Source organism: Modicisalibacter ilicicola DSM 19980, assembly GCF_900128925.1.
In the GTDB taxonomy this organism is placed as follows: Bacteria; Pseudomonadota; Gammaproteobacteria; order Pseudomonadales; family Halomonadaceae; genus Modicisalibacter; species Modicisalibacter ilicicola.
In genome coordinates this window covers 35,388-51,663 of sequence record NZ_FQUJ01000006.1, presented here as the reverse complement: position 1 = coordinate 51,663, position 16,276 = coordinate 35,388, and the positions used below count along the sequence as shown (strand labels likewise).

26 protein-coding genes are annotated in these 16,276 nt (G+C 61.9%); 22 read left to right on the top strand and 4 right to left on the bottom strand.

Translation table 11 applies throughout. The annotated features are described in order from the left end of the window. Position 1 precedes the first annotated feature (1 nt). From BUA41_RS07780 to BUA41_RS07755, 6 genes are all read left to right on the top strand, one after another. The gene (locus BUA41_RS07780; protein WP_072821472.1) at positions 2–127 is read left to right on the top strand and encodes a GpE family phage tail protein; all 126 of its coding nucleotides are present in this window, start codon (positions 2–4) and stop codon (positions 125–127) included. 8 nt (positions 128–135) lie between these two features. Further along, on the top strand, positions 136–2,637 hold the full coding sequence (locus BUA41_RS07775) for a phage tail tape measure protein (protein WP_072821470.1): 2,502 nt from the start codon (positions 136–138) through the stop codon (positions 2,635–2,637). An 11-nt stretch (positions 2,638–2,648) separates the two neighbouring features. Continuing rightward, a complete protein-coding gene (locus BUA41_RS07770) occupies positions 2,649–3,092 on the top strand; it encodes a phage tail protein (RefSeq protein ID WP_072821468.1) in 444 nt (147 codons plus the stop codon). Further along, the gene (locus tag BUA41_RS07765; RefSeq protein ID WP_245791881.1) at positions 3,089–4,120 is read left to right on the top strand and encodes a phage late control D family protein; all 1,032 of its coding nucleotides are present in this window, start codon (positions 3,089–3,091) and stop codon (positions 4,118–4,120) included. Before BUA41_RS07770 ends, BUA41_RS07765 begins: the two co-directional genes overlap by 4 nt. A gap of 126 nt (positions 4,121–4,246) precedes the next feature. Beyond that, complete coding sequence (locus BUA41_RS07760) at positions 4,247–4,429, top strand: type II toxin-antitoxin system HicA family toxin (protein WP_072821466.1); 183 nt, start codon at positions 4,247–4,249, stop codon at positions 4,427–4,429. Positions 4,430–4,452: 23 nt separating this feature from the next. After that, positions 4,453–4,857: a type II toxin-antitoxin system HicB family antitoxin gene (locus BUA41_RS07755; RefSeq protein WP_072821464.1), complete on the top strand. Its 405-nt coding sequence runs from the start codon at positions 4,453–4,455 to the stop codon at positions 4,855–4,857. An 85-nt stretch (positions 4,858–4,942) separates the two neighbouring features. Here the strand turns inward: BUA41_RS07755 and BUA41_RS07750 are convergent, their stop codons facing one another. The 3 genes from BUA41_RS07750 to BUA41_RS07740 form a co-directional block, all read right to left on the bottom strand. Further along, positions 4,943–5,296, bottom strand: coding sequence for a LexA family transcriptional regulator (locus BUA41_RS07750; protein ID WP_072821462.1), 354 nt, complete (start codon positions 5,294–5,296; stop codon positions 4,943–4,945). Between the two features lie 69 nt (positions 5,297–5,365). After that, positions 5,366–5,989, bottom strand: coding sequence for a BRCT domain-containing protein (locus BUA41_RS07745; RefSeq protein ID WP_072821460.1), 624 nt, complete (start codon positions 5,987–5,989; stop codon positions 5,366–5,368). A gap of 38 nt (positions 5,990–6,027) precedes the next feature. Further along, a complete protein-coding gene (locus BUA41_RS07740) occupies positions 6,028–6,729 on the bottom strand; it encodes a helix-turn-helix domain-containing protein (protein WP_072821458.1) in 702 nt (233 codons plus the stop codon). A 101-nt stretch (positions 6,730–6,830) separates the two neighbouring features. Between BUA41_RS07740 and BUA41_RS19215 the strand changes: the two genes are divergently transcribed. The 16 genes from BUA41_RS19215 to BUA41_RS19200 all read left to right on the top strand — a co-directional run bounded on the left by BUA41_RS19215 (position 6,831) and on the right by BUA41_RS19200 (position 14,924). Then, positions 6,831–7,088 (top strand): hypothetical protein, encoded by a 258-nt coding sequence (locus BUA41_RS19215; RefSeq protein WP_072821456.1) that lies wholly within the window; start codon positions 6,831–6,833, stop codon positions 7,086–7,088. 10 nt (positions 7,089–7,098) lie between these two features. Further along, complete coding sequence (locus BUA41_RS19210) at positions 7,099–7,344, top strand: Ogr/Delta-like zinc finger protein (RefSeq protein ID WP_072821873.1); 246 nt, start codon at positions 7,099–7,101, stop codon at positions 7,342–7,344. A gap of 50 nt (positions 7,345–7,394) precedes the next feature. Continuing rightward, a complete protein-coding gene (locus BUA41_RS07725) occupies positions 7,395–7,772 on the top strand; it encodes a hypothetical protein (protein ID WP_072821454.1) in 378 nt (125 codons plus the stop codon). Between the two features lie 24 nt (positions 7,773–7,796). Continuing rightward, positions 7,797–10,475, top strand: a complete 2,679-nt coding sequence (locus tag BUA41_RS07720; protein ID WP_072821452.1) for a toprim domain-containing protein — start codon at positions 7,797–7,799, stop codon at positions 10,473–10,475. Between the two features lie 10 nt (positions 10,476–10,485). After that, positions 10,486–10,836: a phage antirepressor KilAC domain-containing protein gene (locus BUA41_RS07715; protein ID WP_072821450.1), complete on the top strand. Its 351-nt coding sequence runs from the start codon at positions 10,486–10,488 to the stop codon at positions 10,834–10,836. Between the two features lie 130 nt (positions 10,837–10,966). Next, a complete protein-coding gene (locus tag BUA41_RS07710) occupies positions 10,967–11,200 on the top strand; it encodes a hypothetical protein (protein ID WP_072821448.1) in 234 nt (77 codons plus the stop codon). Then, on the top strand, positions 11,193–11,432 hold the full coding sequence (locus BUA41_RS07705; protein WP_072821446.1) for a hypothetical protein: 240 nt from the start codon (positions 11,193–11,195) through the stop codon (positions 11,430–11,432). Before BUA41_RS07710 ends, BUA41_RS07705 begins: the two co-directional genes overlap by 8 nt. Further along, a complete protein-coding gene (locus BUA41_RS19590) occupies positions 11,422–11,637 on the top strand; it encodes a TraR/DksA C4-type zinc finger protein (protein ID WP_072821444.1) in 216 nt (71 codons plus the stop codon). The genes BUA41_RS07705 and BUA41_RS19590 overlap by 11 nt, the downstream gene beginning before the upstream one ends. Before the next feature lie 19 nt (positions 11,638–11,656). Further along, positions 11,657–11,974 (top strand): DUF7673 family protein, encoded by a 318-nt coding sequence (locus tag BUA41_RS07695; RefSeq protein WP_072821442.1) that lies wholly within the window; start codon positions 11,657–11,659, stop codon positions 11,972–11,974. Continuing rightward, positions 11,971–12,267, top strand: coding sequence for a hypothetical protein (locus tag BUA41_RS07690; protein ID WP_072821440.1), 297 nt, complete (start codon positions 11,971–11,973; stop codon positions 12,265–12,267). The genes BUA41_RS07695 and BUA41_RS07690 overlap by 4 nt, the downstream gene beginning before the upstream one ends. Further along, positions 12,248–12,547 (top strand): hypothetical protein, encoded by a 300-nt coding sequence (locus BUA41_RS07685; protein WP_072821438.1) that lies wholly within the window; start codon positions 12,248–12,250, stop codon positions 12,545–12,547. The genes BUA41_RS07690 and BUA41_RS07685 overlap by 20 nt, the downstream gene beginning before the upstream one ends. Then, positions 12,544–12,834: a hypothetical protein gene (locus BUA41_RS07680; protein ID WP_084671279.1), complete on the top strand. Its 291-nt coding sequence runs from the start codon at positions 12,544–12,546 to the stop codon at positions 12,832–12,834. Before BUA41_RS07685 ends, BUA41_RS07680 begins: the two co-directional genes overlap by 4 nt. Continuing rightward, a complete protein-coding gene (locus BUA41_RS07675) occupies positions 12,831–13,088 on the top strand; it encodes a pyocin activator PrtN family protein (RefSeq protein WP_072821436.1) in 258 nt (85 codons plus the stop codon). Before BUA41_RS07680 ends, BUA41_RS07675 begins: the two co-directional genes overlap by 4 nt. 29 nt (positions 13,089–13,117) lie before the next feature. After that, positions 13,118–13,669, top strand: a complete 552-nt coding sequence (locus BUA41_RS07670; RefSeq protein ID WP_217652786.1) for a KilA-N domain-containing protein — start codon at positions 13,118–13,120, stop codon at positions 13,667–13,669. Between the two features lie 281 nt (positions 13,670–13,950). Next, positions 13,951–14,205: a hypothetical protein gene (locus tag BUA41_RS19205; protein WP_072821434.1), complete on the top strand. Its 255-nt coding sequence runs from the start codon at positions 13,951–13,953 to the stop codon at positions 14,203–14,205. Then, the gene (locus tag BUA41_RS19200) at positions 14,202–14,924 is read left to right on the top strand and encodes an antA/AntB antirepressor family protein (protein ID WP_175546945.1); all 723 of its coding nucleotides are present in this window, start codon (positions 14,202–14,204) and stop codon (positions 14,922–14,924) included. The genes BUA41_RS19205 and BUA41_RS19200 overlap by 4 nt, the downstream gene beginning before the upstream one ends. Before the next feature lie 3 nt (positions 14,925–14,927). Here the strand turns inward: BUA41_RS19200 and BUA41_RS07655 are convergent, their stop codons facing one another. Beyond that, complete coding sequence (locus tag BUA41_RS07655) at positions 14,928–15,998, bottom strand: tyrosine-type recombinase/integrase (RefSeq protein ID WP_084671277.1); 1,071 nt, start codon at positions 15,996–15,998, stop codon at positions 14,928–14,930. Positions 15,999–16,276: the final 278 nt, after the last annotated feature.

Here is a 16,276-nt window from a genome sequence, read left to right as displayed (position 1 = left end):
CATGGCGGACCTTGCCATGGTGTTCCACTGGCGGCCGGAGGACATGGCCGCCATGCCCCTCACCGAGCTGATGGAGTGGCGTGAACGCGCCAGAATCCGCAGCCAGACCGATCAACCGACACGCTAAGGACCGACATGGCCCGCGATCTCAAGCTGCAAGTCATCCTCGACGCAGTCGACCGGGTCACCGGTCCGCTCAAGAACATCACCCGCGGCAGCGGCAAGACCGCCGAGGCCCTCAAGGCCAGCCGAGAGGAACTAAAACGGCTCAACCAGCAGCAGCGCGACATCAGTTCCTTCCGCAAGCTCAAGGATGCCACCCGCGAAAATGGCGAGGCCCTCGCCGCTGCGCAGGAGCAGCTGAAGCGCATGCGCGAAGGGCTGAAGCGTACCGACGCCCCCAGCCAGCAATTCCAGGAGAACTTTCTCAAGGCCAAGCGCAAGGTGGACGGACTGACCGACAAGCTAGGCGAGCAGCGCCGAGAGCTTGGCCAGGTGCGCGGCCGCCTTAAAGAAGCCGGTATTGGTACCAAGGACCTTGGCAGCGCTGAAACCCGCATGGCCGAGCAGATACGCGGGTCCAACGAGCACCTGGATCAGCAGAAACAGAAGCTCAAGCAGGTCGCCCAGCAGCAACGGCGCGTGCAGGAGGCAAGTCGCAAATATCAGCGCGGCGTAGGCCTGGCCAACAGCATGGTGGGAGCCGGTGCCGGCGGCCTTGCTAGCGGCAGTGCCGCGCTCTATGGCGGTGCCCGGCTGCTCACCCCCGGGGTGGACTACGGTGCGCAGATGAGCGCGGTGCAGGCCGTCACCCGACTGGAAAAAGACGACCCACGCTTCAAGATGCTAAAGGATCAGTCTCGAGAGCTCGGCGCGAGCACTGCATTCAGCGCTGGAGAGGTAGGGGCTGGACAGGAGTTTCTTGCCCGAGCCAACTTCAGTCCTGAAGCGATAAAGTCGTCAATGCAAGAGGTGCTTAATCTCGCGCTGGCAAACCGAACCGAGCTCGATCGTGCCGCCGACATCAGCTCCAACATCAGTAGCGCCTTCAAGATTGACCCGGAAGTCGAGGGCAATATGCGCCGCGTTGGAGACATACTGACCGCTACCACCACCCGGGCCAATGTCGATCTGGAAATGCTCGGCGATACAATGAAGTACTTGGGCGCAGGGTCAGGCCTGGGATTGACGATGGAACAGGCTGCGGCGATGGCCGGACTGCTGGGCAACATCGGCGTACAGGGCAGCCAGGCGGGAACCACCCTGCGCGCCATGATGTCCCGTCTGTCTGCACCCGTTGGTAAGGCCAAGGACGCCGTAAGCGAGCTCAGTCTTGAGCTGACCGACAGTCAAGGCGATCTGCGCCAGATACCCGAGATTCTTTCAGATATCGCCGAGGCCACCGAGAACATGGGTAATGCCAAGCGCGCTGGTTACCTCAAGGCCATTTTTGGCGAGGAAGCGGGCTCCGGCATGGCGGAGCTTATTGCTCAGCAAGGCCAGGCAGGGGTTGATAAGTTCGTTGCTATCTTGAAAAACGCTGCTGGCGAAAATGCGCGAGTCGCCAAAACTAGGACTGACAACATCCAGGGCGATCTGCAGGGCCTCAACAGCGCCTGGCAAGAGATCGGCATCACCATCACAGACACCAACCAGGGCCCGCTCCGCGAGCTGATCCAGAACGTGACCGAAATCACCCGCGGCATCGGCAACTGGATGAAGGAAAACCCGGAGCTTGCCGGCACGTTGGCCACTGTGGCGGCGGGGCTTGCTGCCACCGTAGCGGTCGGAGGCGGCCTGCTGGTGTTGCTGGGCTCGATCCTCGGCCCCATCGCCGCGGTGCGCTACGCCCTCACCCTGCTGTCGCTGAATCCGGTGTCGCTGACCATCATGGCCATCGTCGCCGCCGTGGCCGCACTGGCCGCCGGGGCCTACTACGTCTACAAGCACTGGGACGGCATCAGCGCCTGGTTCGGCGAGCGATGGCAGCAAGTCAAGGATGCTTTCGATGACGGCATCGGCGACACGCTGAGGCTTCTGATGAACTGGAACCCTATCGCGTGGATCTATCGGGGAATAACCGCGGGGCTCGAAGCCGCCGGCGTGACGATCAGCGATGACTTCAAGTACCTCGGTAACGCCATCATCGACGGCCTGATCGGCGGCATCGGCGCCAAGTTCGGCGCGCTCAAGAAAAAGATCACCGGCGTGGCCGGCAGTGTTTCGGGCTGGTTCAAGGACAAGCTCGGCATCAAGTCGCCCAGCCGCGTGTTCATGGGCCACGGCGCTGATACCCTGGCGGGCTATCAGAAGGGCCTGGCGGCCAACGAGAATGCCCCGCTGAAACAGATCGGGGCCTTCGGCAAGCGCATGAAGCAGGCCGGGGCCGGCCTGGCGATCGGCGCAGCCAGCCTGCCTGCCGTGGCGGATATTCCGCTGGATACCCGGGCGCCGATGTCCGCCGCGTCGGGTGGCACCGTGACGATCACGATTGGCGATATCAACGTCCACCCGGCCCCCGGAATGGACGAGCAGGCCTTGGCCCGCTATGTGGCCAGCGAGGTGCAGCGCGCCCTCGCCCAGGCCGAACGCGATGCCGGCGCGCGGCGTCGCTCCGCGCTTTACGATACCGACTGAGGAAAATCGCCATGATGATGGTCTACGGCATGTTCGTGTTCTCGCTGAACACCGCCGCCTACCAGGAACTGCAACGCCAGACCCAGTGGCGTCATGCCAGCCAATCGCGCATCGGCGCCCGACCGGCACGGCAGTTCCTGGGCGTGGGCGACGACACAATTACCCTCACCGGCACCCTGCTGCCCGAGTTCACCGGCGGCCAGTCCAACCTCGACCAGCTTCGCCAGATGGCGGACGAGGGGGCGGCCTGGCCGCTGATAGAGGGCACCGGCACGATGTACGGCGTCTACGTGATCGAATCGCTCAACGAGCGCAAGCGGCGCCATTTCAAGGACGGCGCCGCCCAGCAGATCGAGTTCGACATCACCCTGCAGCGCATCGACGACCAGCGCACCGATCTGCTCGGCACGCTGACCAATCAGACATTGCGCGGTATCACCGGGGCCCTGGCATGAGCTGGCTGACACAGCAGATGGCCCGCCCGGCCCGAATGCCGGACTATCGCATCAGCCTGCAGGGCGAGGTGATCACCCCACGCTTTCGCGGGCGCGTGGAGAGCCTGCGCCTGACGGATCGACGAGGCCTCGAAGCGGATCAGCTCGACCTGGTACTGACCGACGATGACGGCGCGCTGGCATTGCCGCCGCGCGGCGCGGAACTCACCCTAGCCATCGGCTGGAAAGGCGAGGCGTTGGTCGAACGTGGCGTGTTCATCGTCGACGAGGTGGAGCATTCCGGGGCACCGGACAAGCTCAGCATTCGCGCCCGCAGCGCCGACATGCGCGGCAGCCTGCCCGGCAAGCGCACCCAGAGCTGGCACCAACTGACCATTGACGACATCGTGACCACCATTGCCAAACGCCATGAGCTGACGCCGAAGATCGGCAAGCACCTCGGGGGTATCCGCGTCAGTCATATCGACCAGACCGACGAGAGCGATCTGAACTTCCTCACCCGCCTGGCAGAGCGCTTCGACGCGGTGGCCACGGTCAAGGCCGGCAACCTGCTGCTCATCCCCGCGGGCGCCGCCACCACCGCCAGCGGCCTGGAAATCACACCCATCCAGCTGCGCCGCCAGGACGGCGACCAGCACCGCTATGTAGTCACGGATCGCGACAGCTACACCGGCGTCATCGCCTACTGGAACGATGTCTCCGGGGCCAAGCGTCAGGAAGTGATCGCCGGCGACGACGACAACGCCAAGCGCCTGCGCCCTACCTATGCCAGCTCAGAAGATGCCATCGCCGCCGCCCAGGGCGAATGGCAGCGCCTGCAGCGCGGTCACGCGGAGTTCACCCTATCGCTGGCCGAAGGCAGGCCGGACCTCTACCCGGAAACCCCGGCCTGGCTGCTCGGCTGGAAACGTGAAGTCGAGGAAACCCCCTGGCTGATCACCGAAGTCATCCACGACATCAGCGACAGCGCCTACACTGCCAGCCTGCAGTTCGAGATCCGCAATACGGATCAGCAAGCGCCGTATTGATAGCCCGCGGTGGCCATAGCCCCAGGTAATAGCCGTTTCCTGCAATATACCTCTGGGCGCACCTTTATAGTTGCCAAAATATGCGCCTAGAGGTATAATTGATTAACGTCGATTAGGGGGGATGCGGTGAAAAGCAAGCAGATCATCAAGGAACTGGAAGCGGCGGGGTGGCGGCTGGACCGCGTCACGGGCAGCCACCATATCTTCAAGCACCCGACACGCCCCGGCGCTGTGCCCGTACCGCACCCCAAGAAAGACCTACCCAAGGGCACCATCAACAGCATACGCAAGCAGGCCGGGCTCAAGTAGCCCGGTCGAAAGAGGAGATAATCATGCAATATCCCATCGCCATCGAATGGGGCGACGAGACCACCGCCACCGGCATCGTCTTTCCCGATATTCCCGGTGCCGCCACCGCCGGCGACACCATCGAGCAGGCCTATGAAGCCGCCGTGGAGGTTGCACATATCCAGCTTGAGGAACTTGCCGCCAGCGGCGAGCCGATTCCCACCCCGGGCGATATCGCCAGGCATCGTCAGAATCCTGAGTTCGCCGGATGGGGCTGGGGCATCATCGACATCGACGTTACCCCCTACCTGGGTAAGACTGAAAAGGTTAACGTAACCCTGCCCGGCCTCGTCATTCGCCAGATCGACGAGTATGTCAGCCTGCACGGCGTCAAGAGCCGTTCCGCGTTTATTGCCAGCGCCGCCCTGGAAAAGCTGCACCACCAGTAACGACAGCGCCCCATTGATGGGGCGCTATTCTTGAAAAGCAGCGGGGCTACGTACAGCAAGGCCCTCAGATTTTAAAACTGGGCTGTCAAAATGCGTAACGACGGGCCTGGCGGATCACGACCCCGCGCAGATCGGACCAGCGGGCCGGTACCGCGCCGCTTTTGTCCAGCGGTGGAACCAGCAACAGGCTATTGCCAATCCGCACCGTGTTGAACAGCCGCTGCTCGCCCTCCACCACGGCCACCGCCAGGTCATTGTGTTGCGGCACCCTGCCTTCATCGACGACCAGCACATCGCCCTCGATCAGGGGTCCATCGACCCCCGCCTCTTCGCTCACTTCGACCAGGTAGCAGCTGGTACCGAAGCACGTCGTGTCGTAGCCCTCCAGGGCCGGATGACCAAGGCCGGCGACGAGCGGCCCAACATAGTTCACACGCATGGCATTATTTGGCTTTTACTGTATACGAATACAGCGATTGTAAAGGATGAGCACGCTAAGCAGAAAGCACTACATCACTGCTCGGCTCGGCAATTCTCCGGTGGCCAACATTTGTTCAAACTGGTCCTGGTTCATGATCGTGCAGCCTCGCGCCCGCGCCTGGGATAACTTGGCCTGACCCGCTCGGGAGCCAGCACACACGAACGTCAGGTTTTTCGTCACTGTTTTTCGCACGATCATCCCCGCGTCTTCGGCTTCGCATTCCAGATCAAAGCGGTCGTCTTCACTGAAGCCGGTAAACAATATCTCCATGGGCGCACCGTCACGTCCGGCCAGCTGTTGAACAATCGGCTCCAATAAATGCTCGCCTTCGAGGAACCGAACAATGCGATTGCGCCGAAAGGTACGCATTTCCCCGGCGTGGTGGCAAAAGCCCTTGAGATAGACGCCATCGTCAGCGAAGCGCGAGATTTCACGGGTGGTGACGTTGCCTTGGGCGTCTTCATAGACGAAGCACAGGCGCTCGGCAGGCGACTCAAGTTTTGTCTCACTGGAAGGAGACTGCGGTGAACATCCCGAATCAGTATTCAGAGAAGACTGGGCATCGATCTCTCGGGCCTTGCGCTTGGTTCTGCGGACCATGAATACCAATAAGAGACCGGCAAGCCCCCAGAAGAACACCATCTCTCCCATATCTTCTCCTAAGTCAACTAGAACTCGATCCACCTAGCTCACGCAATCCGCCCGATGCGTATCTGGCAGCGCCCGATGAGCTCCACGTCGCCCATCTCCTCAGGCCGGATCATCTCGCGCTCGTAGTGCGGGTTATCGCTGATCAGCATCAGCGCGCCGCCGGCCACCCGCTGGACCCGCTTGATGCGCAGCTCCTGCCCCATTCTCAGCAGAAACACCCCGTCCGGCTTGCGCTGCGAGCGGTCGATCAGCACCTTGTCGCCGTCGCGCAACGTCTCGCCCATCGAGTCGCCGCGTACCTTGGCCCCTACCACCTGGGCCGGGTCGAGCCCTTCATGTGTCAATTGATCGGTCTCGAAATACACCGTGGCCTCGATGTTCTCCGCCTCGAACAGCCGGCCCGGTCCCGCCGCGGCCTCGATGTCGTACATCGGCACCGAGGTGTAACCGGGGCCATCAGGCTGGCCACTGGGCACCAGTGTACGCAGTCCCTCATCGCCTGCAGGCGACGAAATGCCCTCGGGCGCGGCGCCTTTTCCCAGGATCAACCAGTCCAGGCTGATGCCGCGCTCCAGGGCCAGCTGCACGCATTCCTCATAGGGCACGCTGCCGCGCTGCCGCTTGCTGGTGATGGTCGTGGAACCCATGCCGAAATATCCCGCCAACTCCCGGTCGCTTTTTACATTCACGACCGATTTCAAACGAGTTATTACCTCGTCTGCATTTTGTTTTGAGTCCATATAACAACTCGATATAAGAGAAGGTTGCAATTTGAATTGCACATATTCTGTTTTGAGTTCATCATCACATTGTGCAAGACAATCACCAGGGATATTACTAGATGGCTTCATCAGATTCCTCCACAAAACGCATTTCGCGCTCGCCTAACGGCTGCAATGCCAAACCGATCTATTTGAAGTTGCGCCCTGTCGAGCGCGATGAAATCGAAGGCATCGCCGATCTGCTTCGCTACTCCATCGGCGGCACCTCGCGGCTGCTCATCCTCATCGGGCTACAAGAGTACCGCCGTTGTGGCCTCGATGCGCTGCAACGCGCCAACGATGAGGACTACCACCGTCAGCACGACGACCGCATCTGAGGTGACCGCGATGAGACTCATCTGCCCCCACTGCGGCGACAAGACCCGCATCCGCACCACCAAGACGCTATCGCCGATCTACCGGGAGGCCTACGTGCAGTGCACCGCACCCGAGTGCGGCTGGTCCGGCAAGGCCAGGGTCGAGATAGCGGAGACCTACAACCCCTCGCGGCAACCCAATCCAGATGTACGCCTGTTCATGTCGCCCCGGGCGCGCATCGCGCTGCTTGCACAGCTGCATTCCAAGAAAGACTGAAAACCAGAACAAGCCCGCCAACGGGCAACTCGGTACCAGGAGAGAACATCATGAGAAATCCGCACAAACGTCATCTGCTCGACCCCACCAATGCCGCCACCAGCTATCTGATGCGCCACGCGATGCACCTGAATCGCGTCGATGCCCTGGAAAGCTGCATCGTCCACCTGATGAGCCAGAACGATCTGAGCGAGCGCAACGCCGAACTGCATGCCATTCAGGCCTATGCCGAGCTCAACTGCCTCAACCAGACCGCCATCATCGACGCCGACGCCACCACCGCCCATGTCGTCGTGCTGCGCACCGAGGGCGGTCGGCCGGTGATGTTCACCGCCGACGACCTGATGAAGGTCCTGCAGAGCGCCCGCGAGGAAGGTCGCGCCCGGGTCGTCAACAGCGATACCCGTCGCCCGGTCGTCATCCAATAACGTCGCAAGCGAAGGGAGCACGGCATGAATCCATCGCTGCGCGCGGACATCATCGGCCGCCTGACCCGTGACATGGATGCGGTCGAGAACGGCGCCTACCTGCAGCGGGTCACCTGCCCGGGCTGCGGCAAGCGAGAGGCCTATATCTCCACGGACAAACCGTGGATGCTGAAATGCGGACGCGAGAACAACTGCGGCGACCAGCACCACGTGAAAGAGCTGTTCCCGGAACTGTTCGAGAGCTGGACCGAGCGCTACGCCGATCTACCGCCGCCGCCAGGCAAGCCGAAGAGCACCACGCCAGTGGCCGATGGCTACCTGACCGACGGCCGCGGCTTCGAGCTCGAGCGCATCCAGGGCTGGTATACCCAGGAGACCTACTGGAGCCACAAGCACAGCGCCGGCTCCACCACGGTGCGCTTCGCCCTGCCCGGCGGGGCCTACTGGGAGCGCATCCTCGACAAGCCCGAGCGTTTCGGCAAGCAGAAGGCCAACTTCGTCGGGCGCTACAAGGGGCAGTGGTGGCAGCCGCCGACCTTGACGGACGCGGATCTCGCCGAGAGCGACGAGATATGGATCGTCGAGGGCATCTTCGACGCCATCGCCCTGCTGCATCACGGCATCGCCGCCGTCTCCGCCATGAGCTGCTCGAACTACCCGGACGCGGCGCTCAAACGCGTCGCGGATGCCGCGCACGCCGCCGGTCACGGCTGGCCGACGCTGGTATGGGCGCTCGACAGCAACCGGGCCGGCCAGAACGGCACCCTCAAGCATGTCGAGCGGGCCCGGGCCGCCGGCTGGGACTGCCAGGCGGCGCAGATCCCCGGCAAGCAGGACTGGAACGACCAGCACCAGGCCGATCGCCTGAGCCAGAAGCACCTGCAAACCTACCGCTATCACGGCGCCCTACTGCTGGCCGAATCGCCCACCGCCAAGGCACTGCTGATCTACAAGCGCACCGAGCGTCGGGAGTTCTGGTTCGAGTACAAGCATCAGGTGTGGTGGTTCAAGCTCAGCCAGGAGGCATTCGAACGTGCGGTCAGGTCTGCCACCGGCTCCGCCGATCCGGAGGACATGCAGCTGCTGGATGAGCAGCAGCGCGACGCCGCCCTGCAACAGGCCGGCACCGTCAGCCGCATCTGCACCTGCCTGCCGGAATTCCTCTATTACCAGGCCAACGCGATCACCGACGAGAGCTGGTACTACGCTCGGGTGGACTTCCCCAGCGGCAAGGCCTCGATCAAGAACACCTTCTCCGGCGGCCAGCTGGCCAGCGCCTCGGAGTTCAAGAAGCGCCTGATGGGCGTCGCCGCCGGCGCCCTCTGGACCGGGACCAGCCAGCAGCTGGATAGCCTGCTGCAGGACCAGATCAGCAACATCAAGACCGTCGAGACCATCGACTACATCGGCTACAGCCGCGAACACGGTGCCTACGTGTTCGGCGATCTGGCGGTCAGCGACGGCACGCTCTACCCCATCAACAGCGAGGACTACTTCGAGCTCAAGAAACTGCAGCTCAAGACCCTGAGCCAATCCGTCACCCTGGCCATCAATCCCAAGCGCGACGAGTATCGCCGCGACTGGGCAAACAACCTCTACGGCGCCTTCGGGGCCCGCGGCGTGGTGGCCCTGGCCTGGTGGCTGGGCTCGCTGTTCGCCGAGCAGATTCGCCAACGCCAGAAGAGCTACCCGTTCCTCGAGGTGATCGGCGAAGCCGGCGCGGGCAAGTCCACGTTGATCGAGTTCTTCTGGAAGCTCTGCGGACGCCAGGACTACGAGGGCTTCGACCCGGCCAAGGCGACCATGCCGGCCCGGGCGCGCAATTTCGCCCAGGTCTCCAACCTGCCGGTGGTACTCATCGAGTCCGACCGCGAACAGGAAGGCGGCGCCAAGCAGCGCCAGTTCGATTGGGACGAGCTCAAGACCGCCTACAACGGCCGCTCGATCCGCGCCCGGGGCGTCAAGAACTCCGGTAACGATACCTACGAGCCGCCCTTTCGCGGCGCGATCCTGATCAGCCAGAACGCCGCCGTGCAGGCCGGCGAGGCGATCCAGACCCGCATCACCCACCTGCACTTCACCCGCGAAGGCCAGAACGCCCAGACCAAGAAGATGGCCGAGGCCCTTGAACGCGTGCCCATGGAGGACGTCAGCGGCTTCCTGCTCGAGGCCACCCTGCGCGAGAGATCCCTGCTCGCGCTGATGGAGCGCGGCATCGAGGACTACGAGAGCAACCTGATCGACGACGAGGGCGTGCACAACCTGCGCATCGCCAAGTGTCACGCCCAGCTGCTCGGGCTGCTGGACTGCCTGGGGCCGGACGGATTGGATCTGTTCAACGAGCAGATCATCGACCAGGCCGCCGGGCATATCTGGCAGATGGCCCGGGAGCGTCAGCAGGCCATCAACGCGGACCACCCCATGGTGGCGGAGTTCTGGGAGGCGTTCGACTACATCGAGGGGCTGCGCGCCGATCCCACCCTGAACCACTACGGCGACGGCACCGGGCAGATCGCGGTGAACCTCAAGGACTTCGAGCGCATGTGCGGCGAGCACAAGCTGCGCGTGCCGGATATCCGCGAACTCAAACGCCATCTCAAGACCAGCAAGTCGCGCAAGTTCGTCGATTCCAACCGCACCGTGCGCAGCCAGGTCCGCCTGGGCAACGCCAGCGTCAAGTGCTGGATCTTCCGCGACGAGTAAGGAGGCCGCCATGAAGCCCCGTACCTACACCCTCGACCAGGCCGCCGCGCTGCTCAACCTGGGCCGCAACACCCTGGCCCGCCGGCTGCGCGAGGCCGGCATCCTGGATCGTCGGAACCTGCCCCGGGGGCGCTATCGCGGCAATGCCCGGCTGATGCGCGTGGAAACCGGCACTTACCACCACCCCATCATCGGCTGGACCCATTACGGCCGCACCGAGATCACCGATGCAGGGCTCGATCATATCGCCGATCGGCTGGGCATCGACATCGAGCGACTGCCAGCCGATGGCGACCCCCTTGCCTCGGCCGGAAAACGCAATATGAATCAAAACGCGACTTCATATAGCCGTTCATTCTAAATTATGGACTCGTTTTGTATTGAATAGATTCTGTTTTGAGTTCAATATGAGTTTGTGCAAGACAAAAGCGAGAGCGCGAAGCGCCAATAGAACCAAGAAACCCAAACCATCGGGTACGACAGGAGAAAACATGCCACACCAACGCCTCGTTTCCCACACGCCACCGCAAGGCATTTTGCAGGATGCCGGCGAGCTGGCGGTGCTGACCGAGAACGCCGAACCGACCCGCCATCGCTACGCCATGGTCATCTCGTTCGAAAGCGAGGACCAGCTGCGCCAGGCGCTGGGGCACCGCCGCCTCGACTATCGCGTCGGCATCACCGCCCAGGAGCGCATGCACGAGGAGGGCCCGAGCAATGGCTGACCTCTACGTCATCCGCAACACCTGGGGCGGCGACGTCATCGCCCGCATCGCCGAGCCCAGCAAGGCCCGCACCGTACAGAGATTCATGAGCGTCATGGCAGGTCGGGAGCTCGGCCTCGCCCAGGCGGCCTATCGCTGGATTCCCTGGTGGTGGCAGGGCTACCGCGTCGTCAACGTCGCCACGCTGACCCCGAGCGACCTGCAGAGCACGGAGACCCACCATGGCGGATAACGCGGACCGAGCGGCGGAAATCATCGAAAACCGGCTCGAGGGCGCGATCGGCAACATCCGCGTTCCCGACACCGTGGCCTCCGATCCGGAATGCGAAGACTGCGGCATCGAGATACCCCAGGCTCGCCGACTGGCCGCCCCCTGGGTGACCACCTGCATCGAGTGCCAGGGGATTCGGGAAAACAAGATGCGGCACCGCCGCTGAATAAGAAAAGGAGAGAGACATGAACGCATTGACTGCACGGCTCGCAGGGAGAGTCGCAGGCCAGGGCATCGACGCCCTGAATCGGCTAGTCGAGGCCGCCGAAGGCGATGGCCATCAGGCCCAGCACTGCCGTCGCATCCTGCTGGCCGTCTACAACAGCTACGCATGGCCACTCGAGCTGATCCGGCTACGTACGCTCGACCGCGATCTGCAGCGCGCCGCCTTCATCGTCATCGAGTGGTCGACAGACTGCGACCGCGAGCTTTACGAGTACCTGCCGGACGGCAACAGGCTCATGCAACGTTTCTGGGGCCTCGAGAAGGAGCAAGGGGAATGAACAAGACCTACCAAGAGCTTTGCGACGAGAACCGCGCCCTGCGCGACGACCTCGACGAAGCCAAGACCCTCCTGCAGCAGACGCTAAGCGCCGTTCTGGATCTGCGCCACGAGCGCAGCACCCTCAGGGAAGCCAAAGATGCCACGGAAGCGCGCCTCGACGCGATGCGCGACCAGGTACGCAAGGCCAGGCTATTCGCCGGCGACAACCTTCCTGCTGCTACCGGCCTCGCCCTGGTGACGATGCTCGAATCAGCGATGAAAGGGGGGCCTGATGGATCTGTTCAGCAGTGAAGAAGAAGACGCCCTGCGCGACGAGCTAGAGACGACAAAGCAGCAACTCGAAGACATGGCCGCCCATGCTGACGACAGCGCCCAGGTGCTGGCAAGTTACGGATTCAAAGCAAACAGCCGAAGCGCACTGCTGGCCAAGGTCATCAAGCGGAGCTGGCAAGCCGATGTTTTAGAAGCCGTTGCCGAGGATTGGCAAAGAAGAAAAGTCGATCAGGCAGGCGCCCGTCTGCTGAAGGATAAAGCCGCCATACTGCGCCGCCCAATCTCGGGGGAATCGTGAACAGCCAACAGCAACCCAAGGGCGGGCCGCTGGCCCGCCAGGCGGCCATGCTCTGCCAGGATCGCCGCTTCCAGCTCTACCTGGATCGGCGGCGCCGCTACAAGCTCGGCATGACCGAGAGCGCCCTGCCCGACGGCACCCACAACGAACAAGACGCCCGGGATTGGCTGTGCCAGGTCTGCGGCATCGAAAGTCGCGCAGAGCTGGATCACAACAGCCACGCCGCCGGCATGTTTCGCACCATTCGTCACCGATTCAATCGTTGGAACGCAAGGGAAAAATCATGAACACCTACTTTGGACTACTCGCCGAGTTCAACGGCCGCGCCGAGATCCCCCTAGAAGAGATCGCGCCCCGCTACTTCGGCATCAGCGCCAAGACCGCCGGGGCTCGCGCTCTGGCCCAGGCCCTGCCAGTGCCCGCCTACCGAGCGCTGGACAGCCAGAAGTCACCGTGGCTGGTCAGCGCCGTGGATCTCGCCCGCTACCTGGACGAGCGCCGCGAGCAGGCGCGCAGCCAGTGGCGGATGGTGAACGGCTAAGCGACCACAAAAAAACAAGCAGTGCGGGGATGACCATGAGTCAAACAGTTCCATTCGAGTATCAGGGTCAGCCGGTGCAGTTCACGACGGCCGGTTGGATCAATGCAACGGAGATCGCCAAGCGGTTTGGCCGTCGGCCTAACGATTGGATATTGCTCCCAAGCACAAAGGAGTACCTAGACGCTCTGGACCGGCACTGGTCGGGCGATACCAGTAAATCTGGTAACGGGTTCAACGGGTTTGTTAGAACTCAGAGAGGTGGTTCGCAGCAGGGGACGTGGCTTCATCCGAAGCTGGCTGTTGCCTTCGCTCGTTGGCTCGACGTCGACTTTGCCGTCTGGTGTGACCTGCACATCGACTCACTGCTGCGCGGGGAGATCAGTGCCCGGCAGCAGTTCGACAAGGCCTGCCAGGCATTGGACGATCGCCGGGGACTGGCCAGCGCCCAGGGGCGAGGTCTGGCGCAATGGCGACATGAAAAACAGCCGCTAGAAGCTCGCGTCGAGTATTGGCGACGCGAACTTCAGCTCAGCCTTCCTTTGCACGGCGCCGACGAGGCACATTCCAGGCTGCAGGCCTGAACAAAAGGCAAGACTGTTGCAGCGCCTCTATGGCTTGGGCTATGCTTATCGGGTCACGGCAAATTCCGTGACCGGGTTTGACAGCCCGAATCCAAAGGCGCACAGCGCCCCCTTACCGAAATGGCGCTTTTTTTGTGCCCTGCAGGTAGTTATGGCGGGCCGTGCGTGGGAGGCCTTCGGGCCTGCCGGTTTCCTTTGGGCCGGTCTGTCAACCCGCGTACGGTCCGCCCCCTCTCGATTGACAGCGACGTGGCGGACTCCAAAAACCAAAGGAGTACCGCATGACTCATTCCACGATTTCCCTGCCCGATCTGGACGCCCAGGTCATCAATGGCGCCGCTCAGCACAGCCTCAACCTTGCCCGCAACAGCCTCGGCTTCCTCGAAGGCCTGATCGCCATGAACGTCGATCGGGAACGCCTCGAGGTCAGCACCGAAGAACTCGTTGCCCAGCTGCAGGTGATCCTGCACTTCCTCGACGACGGCCTCGGCAACGCCCAGCACATCACCGACTTCCTCAAGGAGAACGCCAAGTGAATAGCCAACTGATTCCCGTTTTTCAGTCCAGCGGCCAGCAGCTGCTATGCAACGCCCGCGACCTTCATGTGTTTTTGGAAGTGGGGCGGGATTTTTCCACCTGGATGAAGGACCGTATCGATCAGTACTGTTTTGTTGAAGGCGAGGACTATATCGTGATGAATAACTTTGGTTCGCCAGATTTGGCGAATCAAAAATTATCACGGCGTAAACCGAGGTTTGATTCGCCCGATTTGGGGAAAACCTGCGAAGATGAGTTTTCCCCAGATTTGGGGAAAACCTCCGAAGATGAGTTTTCGCCCGATTTGGCGAAAACCTCAAAAGGTGGTCGTCCTGCCATCGACTACCACCTGACCATGGACATGGCCAAGGAACTGGCCATGATCGAGAACAACGCCATGGGCCGGCGGGTTCGCCGCTACTTCATCCAGCGCGAGCGCCAAGCCATCGAACTGCTGGAAAAACAGGCGACCGAGGTGCAGCCCATCGAGCAGGTGAAAAAGCGCATCAAGGATAACCCGAAGTTCCACTATCTCTTTCTTTTACAACAACAAAGCCGCACGCTGGCCCGCGAACTGGCGACTTGCGACAACCCAAACGAGCGATTCAATACGCATTGCACGCTGCGCCAGGTGAACGATTGCCTGGGCATCCCCACGGAGCCGCTTGAGAAATGGCACTCGCCCGACACCAGCCAGCCCCTAATCTCCAATAGCTGACCACTACGCGCCCGGAGCCTCCCGCAGCACGAGGTTTTCCGGGCGCAAGTGTGTGTAGCGCTTGAGCACGTCCCAACTCTCATGCAGCGTGAATTGCTGCACTTCCACTATCTCGTACCCCGCCTCGAATAGCCGCGACGTCGCCTCATGACGTAGATCATGGAACCGCAGATCCTCGATACCACAGGCCGCGCAGGCCGCTTGCCAGCGTGTGCCAATCGATTTTTCATTGTAGGCGAATATCCTTTCCTTCCCCTGGGCGCGAGGCTGCCGGCGAATGATATCGAGCCCTGCCCGGGTTAGCTTGAAGCGCTTGTGATTGCCTTCCTTGCGCCGTGGGTGCTTGGCATCGCGCACCCAGCATGTGCTGGCGTTCTCGTCCAGATCCGACCACAGCAAGCGCGTGATTTCGCCCAGCCGGCGGGATGACGCTATCGCAAAGTCCATGATGTCTTCCATGGGGATGACAGCGCTGGGCCGGATCTTCTGCGATCGCCGAAAGTAGGCTCGCAGCGCCTCTATTTCGGCATTTGTGGGTCGCCGTTCGCGTTTTTCAGGCCGTGCGATTAACCCCTTGCTGCGCATCAGCAGCTTCGCCGACTCGAACTCGTTAAGATTCACCGGCATCTTCCAGGCTGCCGCAGCCGTACGCAGAATGATGCCCAGCCAGGTGATGTCCTGAGCGACGGTCTGCGGCTTGATACCGCTATCGCGGCGCATGACCGCATGCCCGATGATATCCTCGCTGCTCAGTTGGGTTATCTGTACCCGCGCGATCGGGAAGCGCTGCAGCTGCTGGATGGTGGCCCGCTTGCTGCGCCCAGCATTCTGGGCAAACTCATGTATGTAGCGCTCGATGGCATCATCCAGAGTGACATTTCGCCACTTCGCCACCAGCAGCCCACCGGGGGCAAGCAACTCGGTCTCGCGCCGTCGCGCCCACTCCTCAGCCATCGCCTTCCTCGGGAACGTTTTGGATTCCGAGTAGTCTGGCTGCCCTTGGCGAGCGATGCGAAGGCGAACCAGGTATGAGAAACTGCCGTCCTTTCGACGGCGCTTGACGATCGTTGCCATTGCCAACCCTCAATGTGACAAATTCCAGCGGCACAAAGTGCCAAATATGTGACAACGCGACAAGTAAAACGCAGAAAAAGCACTGTAAATATGAACAGATATGACAAGCCTGACAATGCCTAACTCGCTATGACCATTGAAAATAAGTGCTTCGCACTAGACAGAACCTTCTCCGTGGCCCCCATGATGGATTGGACTCTAATGCCGTAGTGGCAGGCTTCGCAGCCCCCAAGTGCCAAATATGTGCCAGCAGCATTCAGCTGCTGGCATTTTTTTGT

Excerpts from the sequence above, each read along its gene's own strand:
- BUA41_RS07780 (WP_072821472.1), top strand. The coding sequence starts at position 2 with ATGGCGGACCTTGCCATGGTGTTCCACTGGCGGCCGGAGGACATGGCC.
- BUA41_RS07775 (WP_072821470.1), top strand. The coding sequence starts at position 136 with ATGGCCCGCGATCTCAAGCTGCAAGTCATCCTCGACGCAGTCGACCGG.
- BUA41_RS07770 (WP_072821468.1), top strand. The coding sequence starts at position 2,649 with ATGATGATGGTCTACGGCATGTTCGTGTTCTCGCTGAACACCGCCGCC.
- BUA41_RS07765 (WP_245791881.1), top strand. The coding sequence starts at position 3,089 with ATGAGCTGGCTGACACAGCAGATGGCCCGCCCGGCCCGAATGCCGGAC.
- BUA41_RS07755 (WP_072821464.1), top strand. The coding sequence starts at position 4,453 with ATGCAATATCCCATCGCCATCGAATGGGGCGACGAGACCACCGCCACC.
- BUA41_RS07750 (WP_072821462.1), bottom strand. The coding sequence starts at position 5,296 with ATGCGTGTGAACTATGTTGGGCCGCTCGTCGCCGGCCTTGGTCATCCG.
- BUA41_RS07745 (WP_072821460.1), bottom strand. The coding sequence starts at position 5,989 with ATGGGAGAGATGGTGTTCTTCTGGGGGCTTGCCGGTCTCTTATTGGTA.
- BUA41_RS07740 (WP_072821458.1), bottom strand. The coding sequence starts at position 6,729 with ATGGACTCAAAACAAAATGCAGACGAGGTAATAACTCGTTTGAAATCG.
- BUA41_RS19215 (WP_072821456.1), top strand. The coding sequence starts at position 6,831 with ATGGCTTCATCAGATTCCTCCACAAAACGCATTTCGCGCTCGCCTAAC.
- BUA41_RS19210 (WP_072821873.1), top strand. The coding sequence starts at position 7,099 with ATGAGACTCATCTGCCCCCACTGCGGCGACAAGACCCGCATCCGCACC.
- BUA41_RS07725 (WP_072821454.1), top strand. The coding sequence starts at position 7,395 with ATGAGAAATCCGCACAAACGTCATCTGCTCGACCCCACCAATGCCGCC.
- BUA41_RS07720 (WP_072821452.1), top strand. The coding sequence starts at position 7,797 with ATGAATCCATCGCTGCGCGCGGACATCATCGGCCGCCTGACCCGTGAC.
- BUA41_RS07715 (WP_072821450.1), top strand. The coding sequence starts at position 10,486 with ATGAAGCCCCGTACCTACACCCTCGACCAGGCCGCCGCGCTGCTCAAC.
- BUA41_RS07710 (WP_072821448.1), top strand. The coding sequence starts at position 10,967 with ATGCCACACCAACGCCTCGTTTCCCACACGCCACCGCAAGGCATTTTG.
- BUA41_RS07705 (WP_072821446.1), top strand. The coding sequence starts at position 11,193 with ATGGCTGACCTCTACGTCATCCGCAACACCTGGGGCGGCGACGTCATC.
- BUA41_RS19590 (WP_072821444.1), top strand. The coding sequence starts at position 11,422 with ATGGCGGATAACGCGGACCGAGCGGCGGAAATCATCGAAAACCGGCTC.
- BUA41_RS07695 (WP_072821442.1), top strand. The coding sequence starts at position 11,657 with ATGAACGCATTGACTGCACGGCTCGCAGGGAGAGTCGCAGGCCAGGGC.
- BUA41_RS07690 (WP_072821440.1), top strand. The coding sequence starts at position 11,971 with ATGAACAAGACCTACCAAGAGCTTTGCGACGAGAACCGCGCCCTGCGC.
- BUA41_RS07685 (WP_072821438.1), top strand. The coding sequence starts at position 12,248 with ATGGATCTGTTCAGCAGTGAAGAAGAAGACGCCCTGCGCGACGAGCTA.
- BUA41_RS07675 (WP_072821436.1), top strand. The coding sequence starts at position 12,831 with ATGAACACCTACTTTGGACTACTCGCCGAGTTCAACGGCCGCGCCGAG.
- BUA41_RS07670 (WP_217652786.1), top strand. The coding sequence starts at position 13,118 with ATGACCATGAGTCAAACAGTTCCATTCGAGTATCAGGGTCAGCCGGTG.
- BUA41_RS19205 (WP_072821434.1), top strand. The coding sequence starts at position 13,951 with ATGACTCATTCCACGATTTCCCTGCCCGATCTGGACGCCCAGGTCATC.
- BUA41_RS07655 (WP_084671277.1), bottom strand. The coding sequence starts at position 15,998 with ATGGCAACGATCGTCAAGCGCCGTCGAAAGGACGGCAGTTTCTCATAC.